This window comes from Halonotius sp. GCM10025705 (assembly GCF_042662885.1).
In the GTDB taxonomy this organism is placed as follows: Archaea; Halobacteriota; Halobacteria; order Halobacteriales; family Haloferacaceae; genus Halonotius; species Halonotius aquaticus.
Window position 1 is genome coordinate 56,802 of the sequence record NZ_JBHSZD010000001.1, and the last position, 23,685, is coordinate 80,486.

Consider the following 23,685-nt stretch of genomic DNA (forward strand, 5'->3'; position numbering starts at 1 on the left):
CGGCCGCTCACGGGTGTTCGTGATCGAATCGGCGAGTGCGTCCATATCCGAGCCACGACACGCAGACGCAAAGACGTGCCGCACTCCGCCCGTGGGGATACTTTATGCCCGTGACACCCATCTACGTAGTCGACGGATGGACACCACACATCGGGTCGTCATCGACGACGCCCGCGGCCTTGCAGGCCTTGCGGCTGACAGCGTCGAACTCGTCGTCACCTCCCCGCCGTACCCGATGATCGAGATGTGGGACGAGCTTTTTACCGACCTTGATCCGGCCATCGGCGACCACCTTGCTGCCGGTGACGGTGAGGCCGCCTTTGAGGCGATGCATGCGATCCTCGATTCTGTCTGGGACGGCCTTGATCGGGTGCTCGTCGACGGCGGCATCGCCTGTATCAACATCGGGGATGCGACCCGAACACTGGATGGTGGCTTTCGGGTGTATCAGAACCACGCCCGGATCATCGACGCCCTCACCGCCCGTGGCTTCGAGCCACTTCCCGAGATCGTCTGGCGGAAGCCGGCCAACTCAGCGGCGAAGTTCATGGGTAGCGGGATGGTGCCCCCCAATGCCTACGTCACGTTAGAACACGAGTACGTGTTGCCGTTCCGCAACGGCGGCGACCGCCGATCGTTCGAGCCCAACGCGGAGTCCCGGTACAACGCCGCGTACTTCTGGGAGGAGCGAAACCGCTGGTTTTCGGATCTGTGGACTGATCTCCGCGGGGTGGAGCAATCGCTCCCCGACGATGCGCTTCGGGATCGCTCCGCGGCCTTCCCGTTCGGGCTCCCTTACCGCCTGATCAACATGTACAGCGTCTACGGCGACACGGTCTGTGATCCGTTTTTTGGTACCGGTACAACCGGACTGGCGGCGGCCGTCGCCGGGCGCAACTCCGTCGGCTACGAACTCGATCCGGCGTTCGGGTCGGTCTTCGAAGCCAGGATCGACGACGTACCCGCCCTCTCCCGGCAGGTCATCGGTGACCGACTCGCTGCCCACCGGGAGTTCGTCGCCGCCGAACGCGACGCCGGCGAGACGTTCAGTTACGACGCAACCCACTACGACGTGCCTGTTCGCACCAACCAAGAGCAATCAATCCGGTTTTACGCGGCTGAATCGGTGGACTCGACCGATGCAGGCTATCGGGTGACACATACCCCATTCGATGGCGACGACGCGGGTGCGGACTCTCCTTACTGAGGTGCTCCGCTTGACGCCGTCTCCGGCCAACGAACCCCCCAGTACCGATCGTTGTGGGGGTCGATCTCGAAGCCACAGGCGTCGTAGAATGGCCGAACACCCTCGTCGAACCCGGCGGTCAGCGGCTGCGGTGCAACGTGTTCGGCAGCCGCCTCGATGAGCGCACGGCCGATCCCCCGGTCGCGTCGTCGCCGCCGGACGGCGATCGCTGTGATCCGCATCGGATCCGTGTCGCTGTCGACCCGCGTGCCGTCGACAGTGACTCGCTTCTCCTCGCTCGCTGGCGAGGCATCGAGGGCGATCGCCCCGACCGGTGTCTCCTCGCGGGTGGCGATGAGAACCAGCCCGTCTGTTGCGCTGAGTTGTCGACTGAGGCGGTCGGCAGCAGTATCGAGCATCGCGGCGTCGAACAGTCGGACAACGGCGAGTCGGTCTGTGGGATCGCCACGCCGGATCGACACCTGGTCGCTCATCTACCCATTGCGTTCAAGCTCTAAGAGGAGGCTGTCGACCGTCGGGCGATCCCCGGGTGCGTCGCCGACATAGGAGTACACCAGCCGTGGTTCCTCGCCGCGGCGGTCGATGATCACCACAAGCGGCATCCGGCCGATCAGATCGTGGAGCCTGCCGAGGATGCCGAAGCGGACGGGCTGGCCGAACCGGTCGGCGGTTGTGCTGTCGGGGTCGGCCACGACCGGAAACGGGAGGTCGTAGCTGTCGGCCCACTCGGCGGCCCGTTCTTTCGACTCCGGCAGGGCCGAGACAACGACCGCGTTGTGCTGGCGAAACTCGTCGTAGCGGGTGGCGATCTCGCTGGCCTGTGTTTGGCAGTTGCTACAGTGAAAATCGCGGTGAAACAGGAGGACGACAAAGTCGGCATCGACCTGATCGACGCGGAGCGGATCGGGCCCCGGCCCCCGTTTGGGAGTTCGATCGAAAGGTCGGTCGGCGTCGAGTACATACCGGCCGTAGCGAACGCCGGAGTAAAAATACTCCCGTCCCGACGCGTCAGCCGGGCTGGTTGGCCTGTTATCCGCCTTTGATCAGCCGGACGACCCGCACGGTGTCGGCCGCAACGGGCTGATCTTCCGGCACTGGGCTGTCGTCGACAAGCACCGACACCTCCTGTGGGCTGTAGTCGATTTCGGCCAGCAGGTCGGCGTAGGTTGCGCCGTCGTCAATGCTCACCTCGTGGGTGGCCTCGCTGACGACATCGACGGTCACGTCCATAGCAAGGCTACAGCCGGCGACTCATAAAGCGTGTCGGCTCCACGATTGAACTGTTGGTGTTGACACCGATCGATGCTGCTCTCTCACCACAACATCCCACCGCTATCGATGGTCTAAACTGTCAATAGATTCGCATACGTCGCACCGATCCTGCCGTTGTGGCCGAAGCTATATCATTATCGACTGTGTAGTAGTGGTACAATGCTTTTTGATCTGCTGGCTGGCATCCACGCTCGGTTCCGACGTGGCGACACCGAGCATCACGCCCCGCGTACTGATGGGGGACAGGTTACCGGGGCAGCGACAGCCGACGAGGGCACCGACGACGTCACGGTCGAACCGGTGATCGAAACCGACGAGCAGCCCGATGACGCGGCCGGGCACGACTTCGATATATCGGGGCAGGTGTTGCTGAGTGGGATTCCGCAGGCCGCCTTTGTGATCGATCCCACCGGGACGATTCAGGCGTGGAACCATGATATGACGGAGCTCACCGGCATCACCGCTGATGAGGCACGCGGGCGCGATGACATCGGAATGCTACTGTATGATTCGACCGACGACACGATGATCGAGAAGGTGCTTGCCGAACCGACAACCGCCGACGAGGTCTACGGGCTGACCGTCGAAGACGAGTCCCGCCATCTCTACGTCAAGGAAGACCGGATCGCCGACCACAGCGGCAACGTCGAACGGTACGCTAAGGTGACGGTGATGCCGGTGTACGACGACGGCGAGTTGGTTGGTGCCGTCGAGATGGTACAGGATCTCACCGAGGAGCGTCGCCGCCAGGAGGCGACCGAGGCCTTGGTCGCTGAGGTGTCCGGCACGCTGCAGGCATTGACCGCCGGACAGCTGGATGCCCGTGCCGCCTTCGATGACACCGAGTTCGTCGACGATCAGCTGCTCGGCGTCGTCGCAGAGGTCAACGGGATGGCTGACAACCTCCAGGAGGTCGTCACCCAGGTCGACCAGCAGGCAGCCCGCCTTGCGGACTCCGTCGAGCAAGCGGTCAGTGCCGCCGACGGGATCGCCACCAATGTCGATAATCAAAACGAGCTGCTTGCGGAAAGTGTCGATGAGATGCAGACCTTCTCGGCAAGCATGGAGGAGGTCGCCGCCACCGCCGAACAGGTCGACTCGGCGGCCGAAACGGCTCGTGAGGCCTCCAACGATGGGCTTGCTGCCTCCGAAGACGCGCATGCTGCTGCCACCGAAGTTACCGAGCTCGGCGAGGAACTCGTCGAGTCGGTCACCGATCTCGGCGAGCGGATGGACGACATCGAAAACGTCGTTGAGGTCATCTCCGATGTGGCCGAACAAACCAACCTGCTGGCGTTGAACGCCAACATCGAGGCCGCCCGCGCCGGCGAGGACGGGGATGGCTTCGCGGTCGTCGCCGACGAGGTGAAAAACCTCGCCGACGAGACGCGCCAACACACCGAGGAGATCACCGAAAGCATCAACGACCTCCAGTCGCAGGCCGACTCAACGATCACTGCAGCCGAAGAGAGCCACCAGCAGATCGAAACGGCCGGCGACCAGATCGACGACGTGTTGACCGCCTTCGAGGATATCGCGGCCGCCGTCGATCAGGCCGCCGACGGGATCGCCGAGGTCTCCCGGGCAACTGACGACCAGGCGGCGACCGTCGAAGAGTTGACATCGACGCTTGAGGAGGCCCGCGATCACGCTTCCGAGACGGACGCTGCCGCCGAGAACATCGTCGCCGCAACCGACGAACAGACCGAGGCGATCGACGAACTGGAAGATCGCGTCGATCAACTTCGCAGCAGCGAGACTGCTTGAACGCTGCCGCGTCTCTCTCCGGCGACCACGTCTCGGGGTGTTTATCAGCCTCCCGGCCGCCACCACAGGTATGAGCGACGCCGACGCCGCGGGGGCCACCGGTCGGGAGATCTGGATCGAAAAATATCGGCCACAGACCCTCGACGACATCAAGGGCCAAGCCGACATCGTCGAACGCCTCCAGAGCTACATCGATCAACACGACCTCCCGCATCTCCTGTTTTCGGGTGGGGCGGGCATCGGCAAAACGACCGCCGCGACCGCCATCGCCCGGCAGGTCTACGGCGACGACTGGCAGGGGAATTTCCTTGAGCTCAATGCCTCCGATCAGCGTGGGATCGACGTGGTGCGCGACCGGATCAAAAACTTCGCCCGCGCCTCCTTCGGCGGCTACGACTACCGGATCATCTTTCTTGATGAGGCCGACTCGCTTACCTCAGACGCACAATCTGCACTCCGCCGGACGATGGAGCAGTTCTCCGACAACACCCGCTTCATTCTCTCCTGTAACTATTCGTCAAAAATCATCGATCCGATCCAGTCGCGATGTGCCGTCTTCCGATTCTCGCCACTATCCGACGACGCCATCGCCGCCCAGATCGACGAGATCGCTGCCGCTGAGGACATCGAAATCACCGACGACGGCCGGGAGGCCTTGGTTTACGCTGCGGGCGGCGACATGCGCCGGGCGATCAACAGCCTGCAAGCGGCGGCGACGACAGGCGAACTCGTCGACGAGGAGGCGGTCTACATGATCACCTCGACGGCTCGCCCCGAGGAGATCGAGGCGATGGTCACCGACGCGATCAACGGTGATTTCGCTAAATCGCGGGCGACACTCGATACCCTACTGACCGATACCGGCATGGCCGGCGGCGACATCATCGACCAACTGCACCGGTCGGTGTGGGATCTCGGGATCGATGAGCGGGCGGCCGTCCGGCTGATGGAGCGGATCGGCGAGGCCGACTACCGGATTACAGAGGGCGCGAACGAGCAGGTACAGCTTGAGGCACTGCTGGCGTCGCTCGCGCTGGACGACAGTTGAACCCGGAGCGTCAGGCCTCGGTAACAGGAATCATGACCCCGTCGTCGCGATCGTCCGTATCGTTACTGCCGTGCTGACCGTGATCGCCGTCGATCGGCTGGCCACCGTCGGGCAGGAGTTTCTTTCCGCCACAGTTGCCGCAGTCAGGACCAGCGAGCCGGCGATGTAGCCGGCCGCGCCGCCCAGCCCGCCGCCGAGACCCGCCCCGAACGGGCCAACCTTTCCGCCGAGTGATGCACCGATTGAGGCGCCAGCCGAGGCTCCCATCTTCGATTTGTTCTTACTTGATCGCATGCACCATGGGTAGGTGATTGCCAGCAATGAACATTGGGCTGCACCAGCGCACAGGTGGGCATTGTTTGATCGGCCAGAGGCGCAACTGTCTTCTCGCCATCGTGCGTCGTTTCGGCTGGCCGATGACGACACCACCGCTCTGAGGCGGGGTGGCTCCTGTCGATGACGAGCCCTATGAGTACCGACTGGCCCGCTGTTGCCGAGTCCTCGGCGACAGTGTTTTGATCGTGCCCTCGATTCCAACCCCACTGCCAGCCACACCTGGTTTGTTTCCGTCCCGTGCCTCTGTAGATATGCTGCCCTCCATGCTGTTACAGTTCGAACTCGCACTCATCGGCTTCGTGTTCTCACTACTCACCTTCGTCGTCCAGACCGCACTCGTCATCTGGACGTACAGCGACGCCACCGACAACAGCAGTCACTCGGCGATCCTATGGGCACTTGTGGTGTTGTTTGCCCCGCTGCTTGGGGTGGTACTGTACCTGCTGCTCGGCCGCGATCAACGCTGAGCGGTCGAGGCGGCGACCGTCACCGCTCAGGGCACATACCAGATCCCGCGCTCGCGATCCCACAGTGAGCCGACGACGACATGGGGTAGCGCGATGATGCTGATGAAGATGCTCCAGAACGCCACCGCGCCGGCCAGCAGCGTGCTGTTCGCAAATGGATTCGGCACGGCCCAGTAGACAACCGCCAACACGGCGACCGTTGCCATCGCGCCCGCGACGAGCAGCCCCCACGCCCGGAGTGCGGTCGTTGTCGGGTCGTCGCCGCCAAGCAGATCCCACTGATCGTCGCCAACCGGTGGCTCTCGCACCGTCTGTGCGCGGGCGACCTGCCGGGCGGAGTACCACAGCGGGAAGTACAGCCCGACGGCGACGACGACCGGCACGACCGCGAAATACGCCGCCAACAGCAGCGTTTCACCGGCGTCGACGAGCCACGAGCGGCCGCCACCGCGAACGTAGCCCAGCCCGATGTGGGCGACCAGCGCCAGCCCGTAGCCCGCGGCGATGATCGGTCGTGTCACGTCGAAATACGCCGCATACGGGGCGAGTCCGCCCGGCTCGACCAGGCCGACCATGAGCGCGCTGAACGAATGGAACGTCTCGGGCCAGAAGACGATGGGCACGAGCATCACGCTCCCGCCACGGATGCCGGCCGCCAACAGCCGCTGGGCCCGCGTCTGCAGGTGGTCGGTGCCGCTGGTCGCATCGAGTACCTTCACCCCGCCGAGGCCGCCTTTCGCCATGGCGACGGTGACCGCCAGCGCCAACCCGGCAACCGGCGCGACCAACAGCAGTCCGAGGAAGCCGCCGACGGCCCCCAGATACACTGCGACGTACCGCCAGCGAAACTCCGGCCGTCGTCGCCGGAGGTTGGCGACGTGCTCGTAGCCGCCGTGGGGGAGGTTGAGCGCGATCATCCCCACGAGATAGATGACCATCTGGGCCTCCATCGGCACCGACAGCCCGGCTGCGGCCAGCGCCGCGAACGTCACGGCGACTACCAGCAACGCGACCCGTGAGAGCAGCAGCGACGGGTGATTGTCCGTCCGGTGAGACAGTTGGCTGATCGCCCGCGCACTGAGCGCGCTCATACCACGATTGTGGGGGCTGTTCACATATAAAACGGCCCGCGCAGTCCTGCGACCTGGGAACGCCCGGCGAGCCGATACGGGGCCCGCCCCATGATCCGATATGGGCAGCAGTCAGCCACAGCAGGCGACCGTCGTCGGTGGCGGGTTCGGCGGGCTCGCGGCGGCGACCTTTCTCGCCGATGCCGGGGTCGACGTACAACTGTATGAGCAACACGACCACCTCGGCGGCCATGCCGGCGTGCTCGAACGTGACGGCTTCCGGTTCGACACGGGGCCGTCGTGGTATCTCATGCCCGACGTTTTCGAGCGATTCTTCGGGCAGTTCGACCGACAGCCGAGCGACTACTACGGGCTCGAACGCCTCGATCCGCAGTATCGCGTCCACTGGAAGGACGGCGACAGCGTCGACATCGCGCCGAACCGCGCAAATATTCACGACATCTTCGACTCCTATGAGGACGGCGCGGGAGCGGCTTTGGATCGGTATCTCGATACCGCCGCCACCAACTACGAGTTGGCGATGGAGCGGGTGCTGTACGCCGGCCGTGAACGACTCCGGGATTACGTCGATCCGGCGTTGCTACCGATGCTCCCCGGCTTCGGCTGCTCGGCACGATGGACGACTACGTCGCCCGCTATTTCGATCATCCAAAGCTCCAGCAGCTCTTGGAATACACGCTTGTTTTCCTCGGCGGCGCGCCGCACAACACGCCCGCGCTCTACAGTATCATGGCGCACGTCGATTTCAATTGCAACGTGTTCTATCCCGAGGGTGGGATCGCTGGCGTCGTCGACGCGCTGGCGACGCTGGCCCGCCAGCAGGGTGTCGATATCGAAACCGGGGTGACCGTCGAACAGATCACCCCAGCCAACGATGGTCTCAGCGTCGTAACTGACCGCGGCACCGACCACAGCGAGGTTGTCGTCAGCAACGCCAATCCGGCCTACACCGAACGCGAGTTGCTGCCACCGGCCGCTCGCGACCACGACCCCGAGTACTGGGAGGAGCGAACCTATGGCCCATCGGCGTTTATGCTATATCTCGGCGTTGAGGGCGATATCGAGCCGCTGGCCCACCATACACTCGTGTTGCCGACCGACTGGGACGCTCACTTTGAGCACATCTTCGACGACCCGGCCTGGCCCGACGACCCGGCCTACTACCTCTCGGTGCCATCGTTGACCGACGACGCGGTCGCCCCCGACGGCCACCACGCGGTCGTTATCTTGGTGCCGCTGGCCCCCGGATTAGATGACACGCCGGAGCGACGCAGAACGTTCCGCGAGCAGATCCTTGCCGATCTGGCCGCCAACACGGGTGTCGACCTCCGCGACCGCATCGTCGTCGAGGAGACCGCCTGCGTCAGTGACTATGTCGACCGGTTTGGCGATCCGCAGGGAACCGCCCTGGGCTTAGCCCACACGCTGTGGCAGACCGGACCATTCCGCCCGGGACATCGAACCGGCGTCGACGGGCTGTACTACACCGGGGGTTCACCGCCCCCGGGATCGGGATGCCGATGTGTCTGCTCAGCGGTGAACACGCCGCCACCGCAGTTCTGGAGGATTATCCGACGCTCACAACCGACGCGGCGGCGGCCGACTAACCCTCATCTTCGTGGCTGTGGTGGCGACGCCACCCGCATGGCTGTCGATGCAGAATTCGTCAGTTGTCGAAACACCGGCGACAAAAAATATGAGTTATCAGTGCGGAGCACGACAGTCGACGTAGCGGCGGTAGATCCACCCATGTCTGGCAAATACGACCTCGTGATCGTCGGCGGCGGCATCAGCGGCGCGTCGCTGCTGTACACGACCGCGAAGTTCACCGATATCGACTCGATTGCACTGATCGAAAAGGAGCCCGAACTCGGCGCGATCAACTCCCATCACACCAACAACTCCCAGACCCTGCACTTCGGCGACATCGAGACCAACTACACGCTCGAAAAAGCCGAGGAGGTCAAGGAGGGCGCGGAGTTGCTCGCGGGCTACCTCGAAAACCACGACCCCGACCGCGAGATGCACTCGAAACGCAGCAAGATGGTGCTGGCGGTCGGCGACGAGGAAGTCCCCAAACTTGAATCGCGCTACCACGAGGAGGGCTTCGGCGACCTCTTCCCGAAACTCCGGCCCATCGAACGCGACGAGATCGCCGACATCGAGCCGAAGGTCGTTGAGGGCCGCGATCCCGACACAGACCTGCTCGCCCTCCAGACCCCTGACGGCTACGTCGTCGACTACGGCGAGACGACGAAATCCTTCGCCGAGCAGGCCCGCGAAGAGGCTAATGTCGACATCTACACCGACACGAAAGTTACCGACATCACGCCGACGCTCGACGGCCACACCATCGCCACCGACGCGGGTCGCTTCGACGCCGACGCGACGGTCGTCGCGGCCGGCTCCCACAGCCTCCAGATCGCCAAGGAACTCGACTACGGCGAGGATATGTCGCTGCTCCCAGTCGCGGGGAGCTTCTTTATCGCCGACGACCAGCTGTTGAACGGCAAGGTCTACACGCTTCAGATGAAGAAACTCCCCTTCGCCGCCGTCCACGGTGACGCGGAGGTACACGACGACTCCATCACACGGTTCGGGCCAACGGCGAAGGTTGTCCCCGGGCTCGAACGTGGCCGACTCTCGTCGGTGCCGGACTTCTTCGATGTCTTCGGCTTCACGCCAGCGGCGTTCCTCAGCTACGCCAACATCATGGCCGACCGGATTCTGCTCCCCTTCGTTCTCGAAAACCTCCTCTATGATCTGCCTGTCATTGGTCGCAAACAGTTCCTCCCGCACGTCCAGAAGGTTGTCCCGACCGTCGAGTTGGAGGACATCGAGCGCGCCAAAGGCTACGGCGGCATCCGGCCGCAGATCGTCGACACCGCCAACAAATCGCTGGATATGGGCGAAGCGAAGATCGTCGGCGACGACATCATCTTCAACATCACGCCCTCGCCCGGCGCGTCGACCTGTCTGAAGAACGCGATGCGGGATACCCACACCCTGCTGGACTCCCTGGAGGGTGACTACGAGTTCGACGAGGAGGCCTTCCGCGAGGCGACGATCGGCCACTTCCCGCGAGCCGATGCCGATGATGATACCATCGAGGTCGACGCCGTCGATTCAGCTGCGGCCGACGACTAATCGACACGACCGCGTTTTCAGAACCCACGACCGAGTTTTGCAGAACCAGCGACGTTAGTCGTCGCTATCGTCGAGGTTGGCCTCGACCTTGCTGGCGTATTTTTCGAGATCAGCGGCGATGGTTCGCGCCTGCTCCGGCGTCAGCCGCACCCGGTCAGCGTGGGCTGGTAGGTGCTCAAGTTCGGCGTTGTCGAGTTCCATCTCCAGTTTGACGTGGTCAGGGTTCTTTCGCGGCGCGGTTGCGTTGACGACGGCGTAGGCTGATTCGGTGAACTCGTGGGCCTCGGCTTCCCCGTCGAGCAGGTCGAGGGTCGTGTAGGCGTTGACCGAGAGGAGTCGATCTGACATGGCCGCCGATAGGCGCGGCTGGTTCTTGAGGCTTTGTTTCGAATCAGTTTCAATCGAGTAAAACAGCGTGATGAGCGATAGTGTAGGCGGCTTAGTCGTCAGCCGGCGCGATGGAGTTGCCCTCGCCGTCGGTCGGCGCGGGGGAGGCATCCATGTCGTCGTCCTCGGCGTAGGGGTACCACGTCATCTTCGTGTTGTGCATGTAGGGATCCTCGTAGCTCGTCTCCTCGGGCTCGATGAAGTCCTCCAGTTCCGCCTCGTCGTGGCGGGCGATGAACTCACGGAACGTCTCGCCGCCCTCACGATCGTCCTCGAAGGTGGCGAGGAGGTTCTCGATCGCACCGGGCACCTCGTCGGCCGGGACGCGCTGGCCGACCCACTGGGCGAACTGTGGGTTTTCGCCGAGGCCGCCGCCGAGACCGATGTCGAGGGCTTCGACCGGTTCGCCGTCCTTTCGCGTCTTCATCCCGCGCAGCGAGATGTCGGCGATCTGCGGCTGGGCACAGGAGGCCGTACAGCCCGACAGATGGATGTGGAAGTCCTCGACGCCCTCGGGGAGTTCGACGTTCTCCTTGAGCCAGCGGGCGTAGCGCACCTGCCGGTTTTTGGTCTCGACAATTGAGAGCGAACAGAATTCGGTGCCGGTACAGGCGACCGAGCCACGCATGAACGGATGGGGATCCGGCGAGTAGTCCTCAAGCAGTGGCTCGTCGAGGAGGTCGTCGAGGTCTTCTTCCGGAACGTCAGTGATCATCACGTTCTGGCGTTGGCTAATGCGAACCTCGCCGGAGCCATACTCTTCGGCGAGGTCGGCGAGTTCGAGCGTGTCGTCGGCACCCATCCGGCCGACCAAGACGTTGAGCCCGACGTAGTAGTTGCCGTCGCGCTGCTCGTGGACACCGATCAGGTCGCCGTGTTCCTCGCCACCGGCGTTGTAGGTGTACTGCTCGCGGATGTCCTCGCCGGCGGATTCGAGTTCGAAGTCGACAAAGTCCTCCTGGAGGACGCGGCGCATCTTCTCGGTGCCCCACTCGTCGACGAGGAACTTGATCCGGGCGTTGTAGCGATCCTCGCGGTCGCCGTGTTCGCGGAACAGCGCGGACATCCCGCCGGCCACCTCCGCGGCGTTCTCGGGGCGGACGAAGACATCGATATCACGGGCCAACCGCGGTTCGTTCCGCGAGAGGCCACCGCCGACGCGGACGTTGAAGCCGCGGACTTCCTCGCCGTCGATCTCTTTGGAGGCTGGCTCAAGCGCGAGGTCGTTGATGTCGCCTTGGCCGGAGCCGTCCGGCGAGCCGGTGACCGAGACCTTCCATTTGCGGGGCAGATTCGAGTGGTCGTCGTTGCCCTTGAACGTCTCGTTGAGTTCCTTGATGACGGGCCATGCGTCGACAAATTCGGGGGCCTTGCCGGCCATCGGGTTGCCGACGATGTTCCGCCAGGAGTCACCACAGGCCTGCTGGGTCGACAGCCCGTTGGCTTCGAGCTTTTCGAAGATCTCCGGGATATCCTCCAGTTTGATCCAGTGCAGTTGGATCGACTGCCGCGTCGTCCAGTCGACGTAGCCGTCGCCGAACTCGGGGTTCGTTTCGGGACCGCGGGCGTACTCGTCGGCGATCTCGGCGACGACCTCGGTTTGGCCTGGCTTGAGCACGCCGTTTGGCGTCCCGATCCGCATCATGAAGTAGCTCTCTTGGCCGTTGCGCTGGTGGTACAGTCCCCACCATTTGAACCGCTCAAACCACGCGTCGTGTTCGTCTTCCGGGATCGACTCCCAGCCTTGCTCGGCGAACTCCATGAGATGCTCTCGGATCTCATTGCCGTAGACCTCCGATTTCCATCGCTCAACGTCAGTTGGCATACATCGCTCAAATAGCCCAATCCCTAAACAGTCAGTCCCCGCGTCAACCATCCCCGGTGGTTCACTAAACCAGATACTATTGCTGGTTTCTCTCCGACCGGTTCGTCATCGGCTCCAGCACGGCGTGTTCGCGGTCGTAGTTGCGGTATTCGCCCTCGTGGATGTAGCCAACCGGGAGTTTCCCGGGGACGCCGCTTTCCCCACACTCGATACACTGGCCGTAGGTCGTCACCGCCACATCGCGGCCGTCAGCGGAGACCTTGGTAAAGCCCTCGGCGATGAAGTCGACAAGCTCACAGGAACAAAACTCGGGGGCATGGAGCCGCCAGAGTTCGCTGACGCTGACGCGTCGCTGGTCGTTTACCGAGAGCCACGCGCCGTCATCGAGGATACGCAGGGCAACGCTCACACAGTCTGTTGGGTCGCCGGCTACCTGTAGGGGTCGCCCGCTGCAATCGCTGACCGCACCGGTGACACCGTTTCGACACCACAATCTGCCGTTGTCGTGTGGTTTTGGAATGAAGTCGGCGTCCGGTATAGCTGCAACACGATCCGGTATCACCGAGCGCGGGCCAGTGTTACGGGTTCGATGTTGGTTAAGACGGATGGACTACTACAGGGGTATGATGACCGAAACGACGCACATCACCACTGTTGCAGCGATCTCTACTCGGCGACGTGTCGGGGCCACGGAGGGTAGCGATGCAAACTGAGGAAGCCGATCATCTCGCGGAGCTGTCCGACGGAGCCGGCTGTACCGAGATCTGGGAACACCTCTCCGAGCGGCGCGAGGCCGATGAGGCGGCCGCCGAGGACGCTGTCGACGAGACCGCACCCGAGTCACGCGACGCCACCGCTCACCAGGACTGACACCCGTGCGGATAGAGCCCCGCTTTTGCCTGCGGTTTGCCGCGACGGCTACCACCGTGCGCGGCACTTTTGTCCCGGGCAGTTCTTTGTTGGGTAAATGACCACGGAGTACGGCTCAGACCGCGAGACACCGGTTGGCACCCCCGTCGTCCGCGCCGATCCGGAGATCACCGGCGAGCGCGCCGCCGACGCGGTCGATTTTGATCCCGACGATCCCGACAGCGTCGCGGAGGCCGCCGAGGTCGTCCACGATTTTGCGACCGGCGCGGTCGGTGGCAACGACCACGTGCTGATGCTCCGCGGCGCGGCGGCCTGTGCAGCCCTCGTTCGAGGCCGGGGCTCCTACAAAGCGGCTGCTGAGGCCGCCGGCGACGGCGTCACCGTCTCGTTTATCCGCAAGTGGGCGCGCGTCCATGATCTCCCGCAGTCGATCCGCCGCCACGTTGCCCGCGGGCATATCGCGCCGACCGCCGCCAAGCATATCGCTCGCGTGCCCGCCGAGGATCGCTACCTGTTGGCGTGGGCGAGCCTCGACGCCGAGTTGACGGTGCGGGATATCCGCTCGATCGCCAGCGCGATCAACGACGGCGCTGACACCGAAACCGCACTCCGCGACCACGATATCACGCCCGGTGAACTCACGGTGACGCTGCCAACCGAGGAGTATATCGAACTGCGGCATCGTGCCTCGATGGACAATCGGCCGCCGGGGGATATCGTCGCCGACGCGCTGGCCGCCTACTTCGCCGACGAGTAGCCGAGGGCGTCGCCGTCGACCCTTGTTCCGCACCGATGTAAAAACCCTTATCACCGCCTGCCGGCAAGCACTGGTGAGGGCTGGTAGCTCAGTTAGGGAGAGCGTCTGGCTTTTAACCAGACGGTCGGGGGTTCAACTCCCTCCCAGCCCGTTTTCCTGTATCAGGATAATCAAGCTCTCCGAACCACCGGTTTTCTGTGTCGATGCGTGCCTGTTGACCGCAACTGCCTACTCAACTGTGAGAAACAGTTTTGAGAGTCCACCACGAAGAGGAGATAGACACCGGCAGCGGTTCGATCCACCGATGAAACGACACGAAACCTCACCAAACGTTATCCGCTCTGAAGCCACCGAGCCAGCCACCGACTCGGCGGCAAGCGACGACTCACTCCGGAGTCTCGTCAAAGATCTTGTTGTCTCCTTCCAGAGCCGGTCGGTACCGGATCTCCAAGAGATCCGCGAGCGGACGACGATCCGCAACATCGTCGACTACCGTGAGATCGACCGCGTGTTGGATCCCGGCTGGGCCGCAGCCCCCGAGATCGTCCAGTTCGGCAACGACCCGCTGGCCGATACCCTCGTTTTTAGCCACACGAACCGCCCTTACGAGGTCGTGCTCAAGCCCGATGACGTGTTCGTGCCGACTGACGACATCGAGGTCTACGTCCTCGATCGCAACAACGGCACCCGCCATCGACTCATCCGCACCCTCCCGACGCTTGACGGCGCGCTCGAACACACCGTCTTCAAATTCACACACAAGCATTTCGATCCCGACGCGGTCTACCAGATGTCGATGGTCGGCCCCGAACTCAGAAAGGCACCGCCCGTCGGCGACACCGACCTGACAGCGATCGATATCGCCGATCAGGACTAACTGCTCGACGTACTCCTTGCGGTGTCGACGATGCGTCTGTAGCCGAGAAATCGGTGGTATCGATAGTATCAATGAATAGCAGCCGATCAGCTATCGCCTATGGGTCTCCTCCAACAGATCGCAGCCGGACTGAAAGAGCTGCTGCTGGTTGAACTGAGCGGATGGGTGTACGCCATCGTCGCGGGGATCGTCTTTTTCGCCACGGTGATCGCCGGGGTGGCGTTGTTGGGTGAGGAGCCCGGGTTCACCGTCGGTGGGATCAGTGGCGTCGTCTTCGCTGTCGGTGCCTTGTACGCGCTTCGGCAGCGGCTTCCATATCCCAACAATCACCAGTAGGCTACCCGGCGTCGACGTGTTCGCCCTGATAACTCCCGTTGTAGGTACCCTCATGGTCGGCCTCAGCGAGGACGAGCTGGGCGATCCGCGCGCCCTGTTCGATCTCGATTTCGTGATGGATCTCCAGTAGCCCCTCCCCTTTGCCTTCGTAGCCGGCATCCCAGACCGCCGTATGCAACATACAGGAGTTCCGCATCAGCGACGACCGCGGATAGATGAAGCCGATGTGGCCGTCGGGAATGTGGACGGTTTCGCCGTACTGGACGACGTACGCGCCGGGGTCGAGCTGAAACACACTGTCGTCGGGCTCGATTTCGCGTCGCTCGCCGATGGTTTTGCCGTCGCAGCCGATCTGGCCTGCGTCGGTCTGTTCGTAGATCGCTGCCGCCGTGAGGTCGACGCCGTTCGGCTGGAGCTGTGGATCATCGAGTGGCGTGATGTGCTGACCGACGAACGCGCCGGATTCAAACATAGCTGGGCGGTCGCCGGCAACGCCGAAAACAGTACCGGAGCCGGTGGGCTTCTGTCCCGTGTCACCCCGTGGCTTGGTGGGTCGAACCCACCGTAGCGGCCTGCTACTGGATCTGATCGGGCTTCTCACGGCATACGCGGGATTTATGTCCGCGTAGGCACGACGAGCGAACGTTATGGGACAGACACTTACAGAAAAAATCCTTGACGATCACCTCGTCGAAGGGGAACTCACCCCCGGAGAGGAGATCGGTATCGAAATCGACCAGACCCTCACGCAGGACACGACCGGCACGATGGTCTGGCTGCAGTTCGAGGCCCTCGGGCTCGAAGACGTCCAGACTGAGCTCGCGGCCCAGTACTGTGACCACCAAACCTACCAGTTCGACTTCAAAAACACCGACGACCACCGCTTCCTTCGGTCGGCGGCCGGCAAATTCGGCGCGCACTTCTCTCGGCCGGGCAACGGCATCTGCCACAACGTCCACAAGGAGAACTTCGCCGCTCCTGGCAAGACGCTGCTGGGCTCGGACAGCCACACGCCGACCCCCGGCGGGCTCGGCCAGCTTGCGATCGGCGCGGGCGGCCTCGATATCGCCGTCGCCATGGGTGGCGGCCCCTACTACGTCGAGATGCCGGAAGTCGTCAACGTCCGACTGGAAGGCGAACTCGAAGGGTGGGCCTCCGCGAAGGATGTCATCCTTGAGATGCTGCGCCGCCTCAGCGTGAAGGGCGGCGTCGGCAAGGTCTTCGAGTACACCGGCCCCGGCGTCGAGTCGCTGACGGTGCCCGAGCGAACGACGATCACCAACATGGGGACGGAACTCGGTGCCACGTCGTCGATCTTCCCGACCGACGAGCAGACGAAGGATTACCTCGAACGCGTCGGTCGACCCGAGGACTTCGAAAAGCTCGAACCCGATGCCGACGCCGAGTACGCCGACGAGATCACGATCGATCTCGGCGAACTCGAACCGCTCATCGCCACGCCGAGCATGCCGGACAACGTCGTGCCCGTCCGCGAGGTCGAAGGCGAGCGCGTCGAGCAGGTCATGATCGGCTCCTGTACGAACGGCAGCTACGAGGACATCCTGCCGGGCGCGAAGATGCTCAAGGGCCGCGAAGTCGCCAAACACACCGAGATGATCGTCGCCCCTGCTTCGAAACAGTCCGCGGAGATTCTGGCCCGACAGGGCTGGACGGCCGAACTCATGGCCGCTGGCGTCAACTTCTCAGAGGCGACCTGTGGTGCCTGTATCGGGATCGGCCACGTGCCGGCCTCCGACTCCGTCTCGCTGCGAACCTTCAACCGCAACTTCGAGGGTCGCTCGGGGATCGAAGACGACAGCGTCTATCTCTGTTCGCCGGAAGTGGCGACGGCCGCCGCGATCAAAGGCGAGATCGTCGATCCACGGGATCTTGCGGAGGAACTCGGCGACCTCGAACCGCCGGGCATCGAACTGCCGGAGAGCTACGACGGCTCCGACGCCGACCTCATCAGCCCCGACGAGTCGATCGACGACGAACTCATCAAGGGCCCCAACATCGGCGACGTGCCGCTGAAGGACTCCCTGGATGAGACGGTCGGCGGCGAGACCATCCTCAAGATGGAGGACAACATCACGACCGACCACATCATCCCCGCGACGGCGGATATCCTGATGTACCGGTCGAACATCGAGAAGCTCTCGGAGTTCACCCTCTCCCGGATCGACGACACCTTCGCCGACCGCGCGCTCGAAGCCGACGGCGGCGTGCTCGTCGCCGGCGAGAACTACGGCCAGGGCTCCTCGCGTGAACACGCTGCGCTGTGTCCGATGTATCTCGGCATCGAGGCTGTCTTCGCCCAGAGTTTCGCCCGGATCCACCGTGCGAACCTGTTCAACTTCGGGATCGTTCCGCTGACGATCGATGAGGAAACGTACGCCAAGATCGATCAGGGCGACGACATCGTCGTCGTCGACGACATCGGTGGCGGCGTCCGTGATGGCTCCGAGGAGTTCACCTGCCGTGTCAACGACGATTGGGAGTTCACGGCCGAACTCCACGCCTCCGAACGCGAGCGGGATATCCTCGCTGCCGGTGGCAAGCTCTCGTGGACGAAACAGCAGGCAACCGGCGGCAGCGGTGCCGCACCCGCCGACGACTAAGCAGCGCGCTCCCCGGTTCGATTTTTTTATCACCTCCCTCGGCAGTGAGAGGTTGCTGTGTCGCGTCGCTGACTTTTGTGTGCTACTGTGGCATGTATAGTGCAAACGGGAGTGTTTCGTCTGGAGCTATCTCCTGTGGCGTTGGTTGTTGGGTGCGCTTGTCCCATCGTTGCCTCCGAGACATCACGACTCAAAATATCGATTTTGATTCTCAGGGCAAAATTTATTTATATCTCTCCCGCCGATATCACAGTAGTCCCTTGATGCAATCAAGGCGACTACCCAACTGAACAGGTGTGGAAGTTCCCCCACTTCCCTTCCTTCGCAGTTTTCTACACACCATAGCCGACGCACTGTCGCTCGTCCTGTAGCCAAGTTTGTCTCCCTGAGAGAGCGACTCGTTCGCTGGTGCTCTGTTTCACCCGAAATTATCTAATGTGATATTCTCGCCGGCAGGTATTTATATTCCACTCGCCAATCAATGAGTGTCGCCACCGACGTAACGGCGACATTGACCCCCAGAACCCCGCTACCCCACTGAACATGGTGGTAGCACTGCAATCTTACTTGCAACCCCCTTTCGGAACAACTCACATCGACGAGTGACACCAGTCTCGTAGCTAAAACTGTCAGCACTGCCGCGTCTAATCAAGCGGCAAGATCACACCCGTCGGCTTGAGGCCTCCTTACTCGGTCAGTGGCAACAGCACACCGAAAATAAACGGCGACAGCAACCCGATCAGGATGCCAAGCAGTTCGATATCGAACAGCAGTGCGTGCTCCCAGTCAGGACCGACAATCCCGCGGCGGTCAGCCCCAGCTCACCGAGGGCCCCAATCGCAAACAGCGCGACCCCAAGCAGGAAGCCGCGTTTCGTGAGGACTGAGTAGTCCAGTTCACCATATCGTCCAGCCATATTCGTCACTGGTGGATGCAGTAATAAAATGCGTTTCGTTGCCACGTTGTCGTCGGTACGCGAATGCTCTTACCGGAGCCAGTGACGCATTGGCATCTCTCTCGAAGATGGGAGATCACGCCGTGCAAGATAGAGAGGATCCATGCAGCATAGCAACGAGGATAGAATACTGAATCAGGAATCAAGCACGCCGTCGCCAATATTCCATTGAGGCTGCTCATTTTGCTGAAAGCATCAATTTGATAATCGACTGATATGCGATTGCGCAGAACGAACGCACCACCGCCGACCATCTATATTTACTGGGAACGGAGACTCAGTGTGGTCAAAGCAGCCATCATAATCCTAACTGGAAACGAATCGCATGCGGATCACGGCCGACTCGCCAACGGGTTAGAAGCCGCTGCGGAGTTCGCAACGACTGACGGCGATGAACTCCTTGTGGTCTTCGACGGTGCTGGGACACAGTGGATCCCAGATCTCGAAGACCCTGACAGTGACTATCACGAGCTGTATCAAAAGGTCAGAGATGACGCTGTTGTCTGTGATTATTGTGCAAGCGCGTTTGAGGTCGACGAGGGTATCGACGAGTCCGGACTCACCCGAGTTGATGATTTCGATGGTCATCCGAGCGTCCGCGACCTTGTCGCCGATGGCTACGAAGTCATCACGTACTGATCGGTAAACCACACCCAGTATCGACACTCAAACCACCGGCGGCTGACCGCGGTTGTTTGATTGAACCGCAATGCGGCCACACATACAAGACCCTCTTTGCCGTCCCTCAGGCCATGCGTCTGGACTGCACATCAATTCTCTCTCACGAGCATCACCATGACTGAGACATCACCAGAACCCGAGGATATCAAAGAACCGACTGCGGTCGCTACATGGAGCGAACTCCCCGACAGAGAACCGACCGGAGCCCGCGTCGCTGACGTTGACCTGGTAATCGTCAGGGACAACGACGAAGTATCAGTCCTCTATGGTCGTTGCCAACACCGCGGCGTCCTGTTGGCTGATGGCCACGTCGAGGGGCAAAATCTGATCTGCGGCGTCCACGGCTGGGATTACCGGTACGACACCGGTATCAGCGAGTATGACAACAGCGAACAACTGGAGAAGTTCACCGCGTGGATCGACACCGACGACGACACGGTTTACGTTGACGCCGCCGAAATCAGAGCGTGGAACGAGGATAGCCCCACCGAGTACGACGAGTACGATGTTCCTAACCACGATATCGACGACCATGCTGCCGAAACCGACCCACATGACGCAGAGTCGTCGTTCCCGGATTTCTACGGCGATCCACACCCAGAGAAGGAACCGCACACGAAATACATTCAACATCTTGCTCAGAACGGGCTTGACGAATGGGGCCATCATGGCAAAGTTTCGGCGATGGGCGTCTCACGAAACGAACTGCCGTCGTGGGACGACATTCAGATCCAGACCGCCCAGCTCGCCACGACACCGCTGGCTGACGACGCACCTGTCGACACCTCACTGACTATTGGGCCCGGTGCCGATGCACCGCTCGAACTCGATATCCCGATTTTTGTCAGCGACATGAGCTTCGGGGCGCTCTCCGAGGAGGCGAAAGTCGCCCTCGCAAGAGGAGCCGAACAGGCTGGCACTGGCATCGCCTCTGGGGAGGGCGGGATGCTCCCCGAAGAACAGGAAGCCAACACCAAATACTTCTATGAGTTGGCCAGCGCGAAGTTCGGCTGGGAGATCGACCACGTCGAAAAGGTGCAAGCCTTCCATTTCAAGGGTGGTCAGGGCGCGAAAACCGGCACTGGCGGGCATCTCCCGGGCGACAAAGTCCAAGGTAAGATCGCGGAGGTGCGCGATATCGAACCCGGTACAGACGCGGTGAGTCCTTCGCGGTTCCCCGATCTGGAGACGCCCGAGGATTTCGCGGCAGTCGCAGAGGCAGTTCGTGAACACGGCGACGGCATCCCGGTTGGGTTCAAACTCTCGGCTCAACATGTCGAGGATGACATTGACTTCGCGCTGGAGGCTGGCGCGGACTACATCATCATGGACGGCCGCGGCGGCGGCACCGGTGCGGCCCCCGACGTATTCAAAAAGAACATCTCGGTGCCGACGATGGCTGCTGTCGCCCGAGCGCGCAAGCATCTCGATGAGCGTAGAGCTGATGACGTAACGCTGATCGCCACCGGTGGACTCCGCACCGAATCGGACTTCATCAAAGCCATCGCACTCGGTGCTGACGGCGTCGCTGTCGCCAACAGCGCGATGCAGGCCATCGGTTGTCTTGGAATGCGAGCCTGCGACTCCAACAACTGTCCGGTTGGGATTGCCACCCAGAAAGAAGACCTCCGGGCGCGGCTAATGGTCGAAGAGGCTGCTGATAATCTTGAACGGTTCTTTGATGCGACCGTCGAGTTGATGGAGGTGATGGCCCGCGCCTGCGGCCACGACACACTGACTAACTTCGAGCGGCGTGATCTGACGACGTGGAAATCCGATATTGCTGATCTCACCGGTATCGAGTACGCTGGCGTCGGCGACTAGCACGGCTGACGTTGAAACTCGTATCTCAATATGGTCTTTGTTGCGATCAACGGCTCAAATCGTCACTCACACCAACGACTATAGTCTCGAATGTCGTGGGTGGTCTACGCCTCCGGCGCGAGCCCGAACGGCTCGCCGCGGGCCTGACTCTCGGCCAACAGAATGTACATCGCCTGACTCCACTGGAGATTCGAGTTCCAGGAAACCGTCCCGTTGCCGTCAACGCGCTCGGGGAGTAGCCCCGCCGTTGTCGTCCACTCGGTTGCTTCTTCGAGATGGTCGGCGACTGCGTCGTTATCAACCCCGGTCTGCCAGCGCACCATGTCGGCATAAGCTTCACACAGCGGCCAGCCGCCGTCCTCGGGAGCGCCGCTGGGCGTGTAGGTGTCAGCTGGATACCGCCCGACGCAGGGCGTGCTGTCGGCTCGCCAGCGCGGATCATCGGCCAGCTCGGCCGTTTCGATCAGGGCCTCGTCGTCGGCGTCGACGACGTTCCACGGCCAGTAGGCCATGAACGCGGCGGCGTCGGGGCGGGCGTCGGGTGCGGGGTGGATGTTGCCTTCCGGTTTGTCGGCGGTGACATAGTGGCTGCCGTACTGGGTGTTCTCCTTGAAGCAGTAGTCCTCGAAGTTATCGGCCCACGTCTCGGCTGTCTCCCGACAGTCGGCAGCGAACTCGGTGTCGCCTTTTGTGTCGGCCATCTCGGCCATACAGCGCAGACCGGCGATGGCTGCGGCCGAGCCCTCGGTCGTGTGGCCCCAGACTTCCTCCCAGGGGTCTTGATGTGGCTTCGGGAAGCCCCAGCCGTTGTCCCACTCCAATAGGAACTCAGCGGCGCGTTTCGACATGTCGTAGTAGGCGTCACGGTAGCTGTCGTCGTCGGTTTCGTCCCACAGTAGCCAGTGGGCGTAGATCGGCCCGCCGACCTGATCGAGTTGGAGCGCACGCCAGTGACCCTCGCCGGTGGTGTAGTAATTCTGCCACCACGTCCCCCGGCGGTCGATCCCGCGGTCGTCGTACGTTTCCTCGGTGATCTGAACGCCGCTGAGCCAGCCGACAGCGAGTTCGGCCTCCTCGACCGCACCCGCCGCGAGCAACGCTTGGACGATGATCACCTGATCGCGGGGCCAGATGAACTTGTAGGTCATGTCGTGGGGTTTGAACGCCCCCGCAATGGTGGCACAGCAGCCATCTTGGGCGGTCTTGATGCTTGTTACTGACCGCTCGTAGAGATCGGTCACCGTCGCGTCCGCACTCGACGTCTCCGTAATGCCGTCGTGCCACTCCTCCCACGCTTCGGTAAACGCATTGAGTTCGGCCTCGTAGCCGCGATCGAGGACATCCCGGGCATGGGCGACTGCGTCGTCTTCGCTTTTTCCAAATCCAACTGCCGTGAGCCACTCGACGGTGGCGTCGTCGGTGTCGCCGCTACCGCCAGTATTGTCGCTGTCGCCGTTGTAATCAGCAGTGGAATCGCAGTGCAGGCCGAAGCCAACATCAAGGTCGCCGGTCGCGCCGTCGTTGTCGGTGATCCAGCCGTCGTTGTCTTGGTAGATGTCGCTCCACGCGCTGCGGTCGGGGCCCTCAGGCTGGCCGGCGACGCCGACGCGGTGGCCGTCGAACTGCCGGCGGTCACCATGCTGCTGTGCGAAGGCGACGTAACGATCCTCATCGTCGGTGGCGACAACTACGTCGCAGTCGTCCTCGTGGCGGACGCTGGCGGTCTGTTCCGGCCATGGATGGTCGTGACTGTGCTCGTTGAGTCCGAGTTTTGAGATGGTGAACAGCGTCCGCTCGCGGTCGTCGTCGAACGCTGCTTCGTTGTGTATTAGCATCGCGGGACAGTCGATGCTGCGACCGCCCGCTGCTCAAGATCGGCGTCGGTGCCGTCAGCAAAGCGGAGGTGGTTCGTCAGATGGAGTTCGGGGACGTGACTGGAGTGCCAGTCTACGGTACTCGTGGTGGCGTCGTTGCGACTGTCGAGTGTTTGTCCGAGTTTTGGATCCCAGACCAGCGTGTGGAGGTTGTAGAACAACTCGACATCCGAGCGAAACGCAGAGGTCTCCTCAATGAGCGCGCCGTGCCACTCGCTGCGAGCGTTGTCGGCGTAGCTATTGGCGGTGACCATCGTATGCTGGCTGTCACCACTGGGCGTGCTCATGAGGGCGTCTTTGTCGCTGGCGACACGGAAGGCGGCTGGCGGTTCGTCCATACACA

The 23,685-nt window shown here is 62.3% G+C and carries 22 protein-coding genes, 1 tRNA gene and 3 pseudogenes; 14 read left to right on the forward strand and 12 right to left on the reverse strand.

Annotated elements, in window-relative coordinates:
* Positions 1 to 136 precede the first annotated feature (136 nt).
* Positions 137 to 1,207 carry a DNA-methyltransferase gene (locus ACFQJB_RS00340; protein WP_379722631.1) on the forward strand — a complete coding sequence of 357 codons (1,071 nt, stop codon included), beginning with the start codon at positions 137 to 139 and terminating at the stop codon, positions 1,205 to 1,207.
* On the opposite strand, the gene ACFQJB_RS00345 is transcribed toward ACFQJB_RS00340, so the two are convergent.
* The 3 genes and pseudogenes from ACFQJB_RS00345 to samp2 all read right to left on the reverse strand — a co-directional run bounded on the left by ACFQJB_RS00345 (position 1,201) and on the right by samp2 (position 2,437).
* Positions 1,201 to 1,680 (reverse strand): GNAT family N-acetyltransferase, encoded by a 480-nt coding sequence (locus ACFQJB_RS00345; RefSeq protein ID WP_379722634.1) that lies wholly within the window; start codon positions 1,678 to 1,680, stop codon positions 1,201 to 1,203. The genes ACFQJB_RS00340 and ACFQJB_RS00345 overlap by 7 nt on opposite strands.
* Positions 1,681 to 2,091: pseudogene (locus ACFQJB_RS00350) on the reverse strand (peroxiredoxin family protein); the annotation flags it as partial.
* A 145-nt stretch (positions 2,092 to 2,236) separates the two neighbouring features.
* Entirely contained in the window at positions 2,237 to 2,437 is a 201-nt protein-coding gene (gene samp2 / locus ACFQJB_RS00355) for a ubiquitin-like small modifier protein SAMP2 (protein ID WP_379722637.1), read from the reverse strand.
* Between the two features lie 201 nt (positions 2,438 to 2,638).
* Between samp2 and ACFQJB_RS00360 the strand changes: the two genes are divergently transcribed.
* Both ACFQJB_RS00360 and ACFQJB_RS00365 read left to right on the forward strand, forming a co-directional pair.
* Entirely contained in the window at positions 2,639 to 4,246 is a 1,608-nt protein-coding gene (locus ACFQJB_RS00360) for a methyl-accepting chemotaxis protein (RefSeq protein ID WP_379722640.1), read from the forward strand.
* A 70-nt stretch (positions 4,247 to 4,316) separates the two neighbouring features.
* A complete protein-coding gene (locus ACFQJB_RS00365; RefSeq protein ID WP_379722643.1) occupies positions 4,317 to 5,294 on the forward strand; it encodes a replication factor C small subunit in 978 nt (325 codons plus the stop codon).
* Between the two features lie 30 nt (positions 5,295 to 5,324).
* Here ACFQJB_RS00365 and ACFQJB_RS00370 read toward each other — a convergent pair whose 3' ends face one another.
* Positions 5,325 to 5,588 carry a hypothetical protein gene (locus ACFQJB_RS00370; RefSeq protein WP_379722645.1) on the reverse strand — a complete coding sequence of 88 codons (264 nt, stop codon included), beginning with the start codon at positions 5,586 to 5,588 and terminating at the stop codon, positions 5,325 to 5,327.
* Between the two features lie 293 nt (positions 5,589 to 5,881).
* Between ACFQJB_RS00370 and ACFQJB_RS00375 the strand changes: the two genes are divergently transcribed.
* Positions 5,882 to 6,097, forward strand: coding sequence for a PLDc N-terminal domain-containing protein (locus tag ACFQJB_RS00375; RefSeq protein ID WP_379722648.1), 216 nt, complete (start codon positions 5,882 to 5,884; stop codon positions 6,095 to 6,097).
* Positions 6,098 to 6,123: 26 nt separating this feature from the next.
* Here ACFQJB_RS00375 and ACFQJB_RS00380 read toward each other — a convergent pair whose 3' ends face one another.
* A complete protein-coding gene (locus ACFQJB_RS00380) occupies positions 6,124 to 7,188 on the reverse strand; it encodes a Brp/Blh family beta-carotene 15,15'-dioxygenase (protein ID WP_379722651.1) in 1,065 nt (354 codons plus the stop codon).
* Between the two features lie 100 nt (positions 7,189 to 7,288).
* Here ACFQJB_RS00380 and ACFQJB_RS00385 point away from each other — a divergent pair.
* A pseudogene (locus ACFQJB_RS00385) lies at positions 7,289 to 8,795 on the forward strand (phytoene desaturase family protein).
* 142 nt (positions 8,796 to 8,937) lie between these two features.
* Positions 8,938 to 10,335, forward strand: coding sequence for an FAD-dependent oxidoreductase (locus ACFQJB_RS00390; RefSeq protein WP_379722654.1), 1,398 nt, complete (start codon positions 8,938 to 8,940; stop codon positions 10,333 to 10,335).
* A gap of 54 nt (positions 10,336 to 10,389) precedes the next feature.
* On the opposite strand, the gene ACFQJB_RS00395 is transcribed toward ACFQJB_RS00390, so the two are convergent.
* The 3 genes from ACFQJB_RS00395 to ACFQJB_RS00405 form a co-directional block, all read right to left on the reverse strand.
* Positions 10,390 to 10,683: a DUF6360 family protein gene (locus ACFQJB_RS00395; RefSeq protein WP_120100967.1), complete on the reverse strand. Its 294-nt coding sequence runs from the start codon at positions 10,681 to 10,683 to the stop codon at positions 10,390 to 10,392.
* A 91-nt stretch (positions 10,684 to 10,774) separates the two neighbouring features.
* A complete protein-coding gene (locus ACFQJB_RS00400) occupies positions 10,775 to 12,547 on the reverse strand; it encodes a nitrite/sulfite reductase (RefSeq protein ID WP_379722658.1) in 1,773 nt (590 codons plus the stop codon).
* Positions 12,548 to 12,623: 76 nt separating this feature from the next.
* Positions 12,624 to 12,956: a hypothetical protein gene (locus tag ACFQJB_RS00405; RefSeq protein ID WP_379722661.1), complete on the reverse strand. Its 333-nt coding sequence runs from the start codon at positions 12,954 to 12,956 to the stop codon at positions 12,624 to 12,626.
* Between the two features lie 293 nt (positions 12,957 to 13,249).
* Here ACFQJB_RS00405 and ACFQJB_RS00410 point away from each other — a divergent pair, with 293 nt between their 5' ends.
* From ACFQJB_RS00410 to ACFQJB_RS00430, 5 genes are all read left to right on the forward strand, one after another.
* Complete coding sequence (locus ACFQJB_RS00410; RefSeq protein WP_379722664.1) at positions 13,250 to 13,417, forward strand: hypothetical protein; 168 nt, start codon at positions 13,250 to 13,252, stop codon at positions 13,415 to 13,417.
* 97 nt (positions 13,418 to 13,514) lie between these two features.
* The gene (locus ACFQJB_RS00415) at positions 13,515 to 14,174 is read left to right on the forward strand and encodes a DUF7119 family protein (protein ID WP_379722667.1); all 660 of its coding nucleotides are present in this window, start codon (positions 13,515 to 13,517) and stop codon (positions 14,172 to 14,174) included.
* Positions 14,175 to 14,251: 77 nt separating this feature from the next.
* Positions 14,252 to 14,325, forward strand: a tRNA-Lys gene (locus tag ACFQJB_RS00420).
* Between the two features lie 153 nt (positions 14,326 to 14,478).
* Positions 14,479 to 15,051, forward strand: a complete 573-nt coding sequence (locus ACFQJB_RS00425; protein WP_379722670.1) for a hypothetical protein — start codon at positions 14,479 to 14,481, stop codon at positions 15,049 to 15,051.
* Between the two features lie 99 nt (positions 15,052 to 15,150).
* Entirely contained in the window at positions 15,151 to 15,387 is a 237-nt protein-coding gene (locus tag ACFQJB_RS00430; RefSeq protein WP_379722672.1) for a hypothetical protein, read from the forward strand.
* A 1-nt stretch (position 15,388) separates the two neighbouring features.
* Here ACFQJB_RS00430 and ACFQJB_RS00435 read toward each other — a convergent pair whose 3' ends face one another.
* On the reverse strand, positions 15,389 to 15,859 hold the full coding sequence (locus ACFQJB_RS00435; RefSeq protein ID WP_379722675.1) for a deoxyuridine 5'-triphosphate nucleotidohydrolase: 471 nt from the start codon (positions 15,857 to 15,859) through the stop codon (positions 15,389 to 15,391).
* 175 nt (positions 15,860 to 16,034) lie between these two features.
* On the opposite strand from ACFQJB_RS00435, the gene ACFQJB_RS00440 reads away from it, so the two are divergent.
* The gene (locus ACFQJB_RS00440; RefSeq protein WP_379722678.1) at positions 16,035 to 18,008 is read left to right on the forward strand and encodes an aconitate hydratase; all 1,974 of its coding nucleotides are present in this window, start codon (positions 16,035 to 16,037) and stop codon (positions 18,006 to 18,008) included.
* A gap of 686 nt (positions 18,009 to 18,694) precedes the next feature.
* Here the strand turns inward: ACFQJB_RS00440 and ACFQJB_RS00445 are convergent.
* Positions 18,695 to 18,924, reverse strand: a pseudogene (locus ACFQJB_RS00445) (hypothetical protein).
* A gap of 321 nt (positions 18,925 to 19,245) precedes the next feature.
* Here ACFQJB_RS00445 and ACFQJB_RS00450 point away from each other — a divergent pair.
* Together ACFQJB_RS00450 and ACFQJB_RS00455 are read left to right on the forward strand one after the other, a co-directional pair.
* Entirely contained in the window at positions 19,246 to 19,602 is a 357-nt protein-coding gene (locus ACFQJB_RS00450; RefSeq protein WP_379722680.1) for a DsrE family protein, read from the forward strand.
* A gap of 156 nt (positions 19,603 to 19,758) precedes the next feature.
* Positions 19,759 to 21,468 carry a glutamate synthase-related protein gene (locus tag ACFQJB_RS00455; protein ID WP_379722683.1) on the forward strand — a complete coding sequence of 570 codons (1,710 nt, stop codon included), beginning with the start codon at positions 19,759 to 19,761 and terminating at the stop codon, positions 21,466 to 21,468.
* Between the two features lie 104 nt (positions 21,469 to 21,572).
* Here ACFQJB_RS00455 and ACFQJB_RS00460 read toward each other — a convergent pair whose 3' ends face one another.
* Both ACFQJB_RS00460 and ACFQJB_RS00465 read right to left on the reverse strand, forming a co-directional pair.
* Positions 21,573 to 23,303, reverse strand: coding sequence for a glycoside hydrolase family 15 protein (locus tag ACFQJB_RS00460; RefSeq protein ID WP_379722686.1), 1,731 nt, complete (start codon positions 23,301 to 23,303; stop codon positions 21,573 to 21,575).
* Complete coding sequence (locus ACFQJB_RS00465) at positions 23,297 to 23,680, reverse strand: hypothetical protein (protein WP_379722689.1); 384 nt, start codon at positions 23,678 to 23,680, stop codon at positions 23,297 to 23,299. Before ACFQJB_RS00465 ends, ACFQJB_RS00460 begins: the two co-directional genes overlap by 7 nt.
* Positions 23,681 to 23,685: the final 5 nt, after the last annotated feature.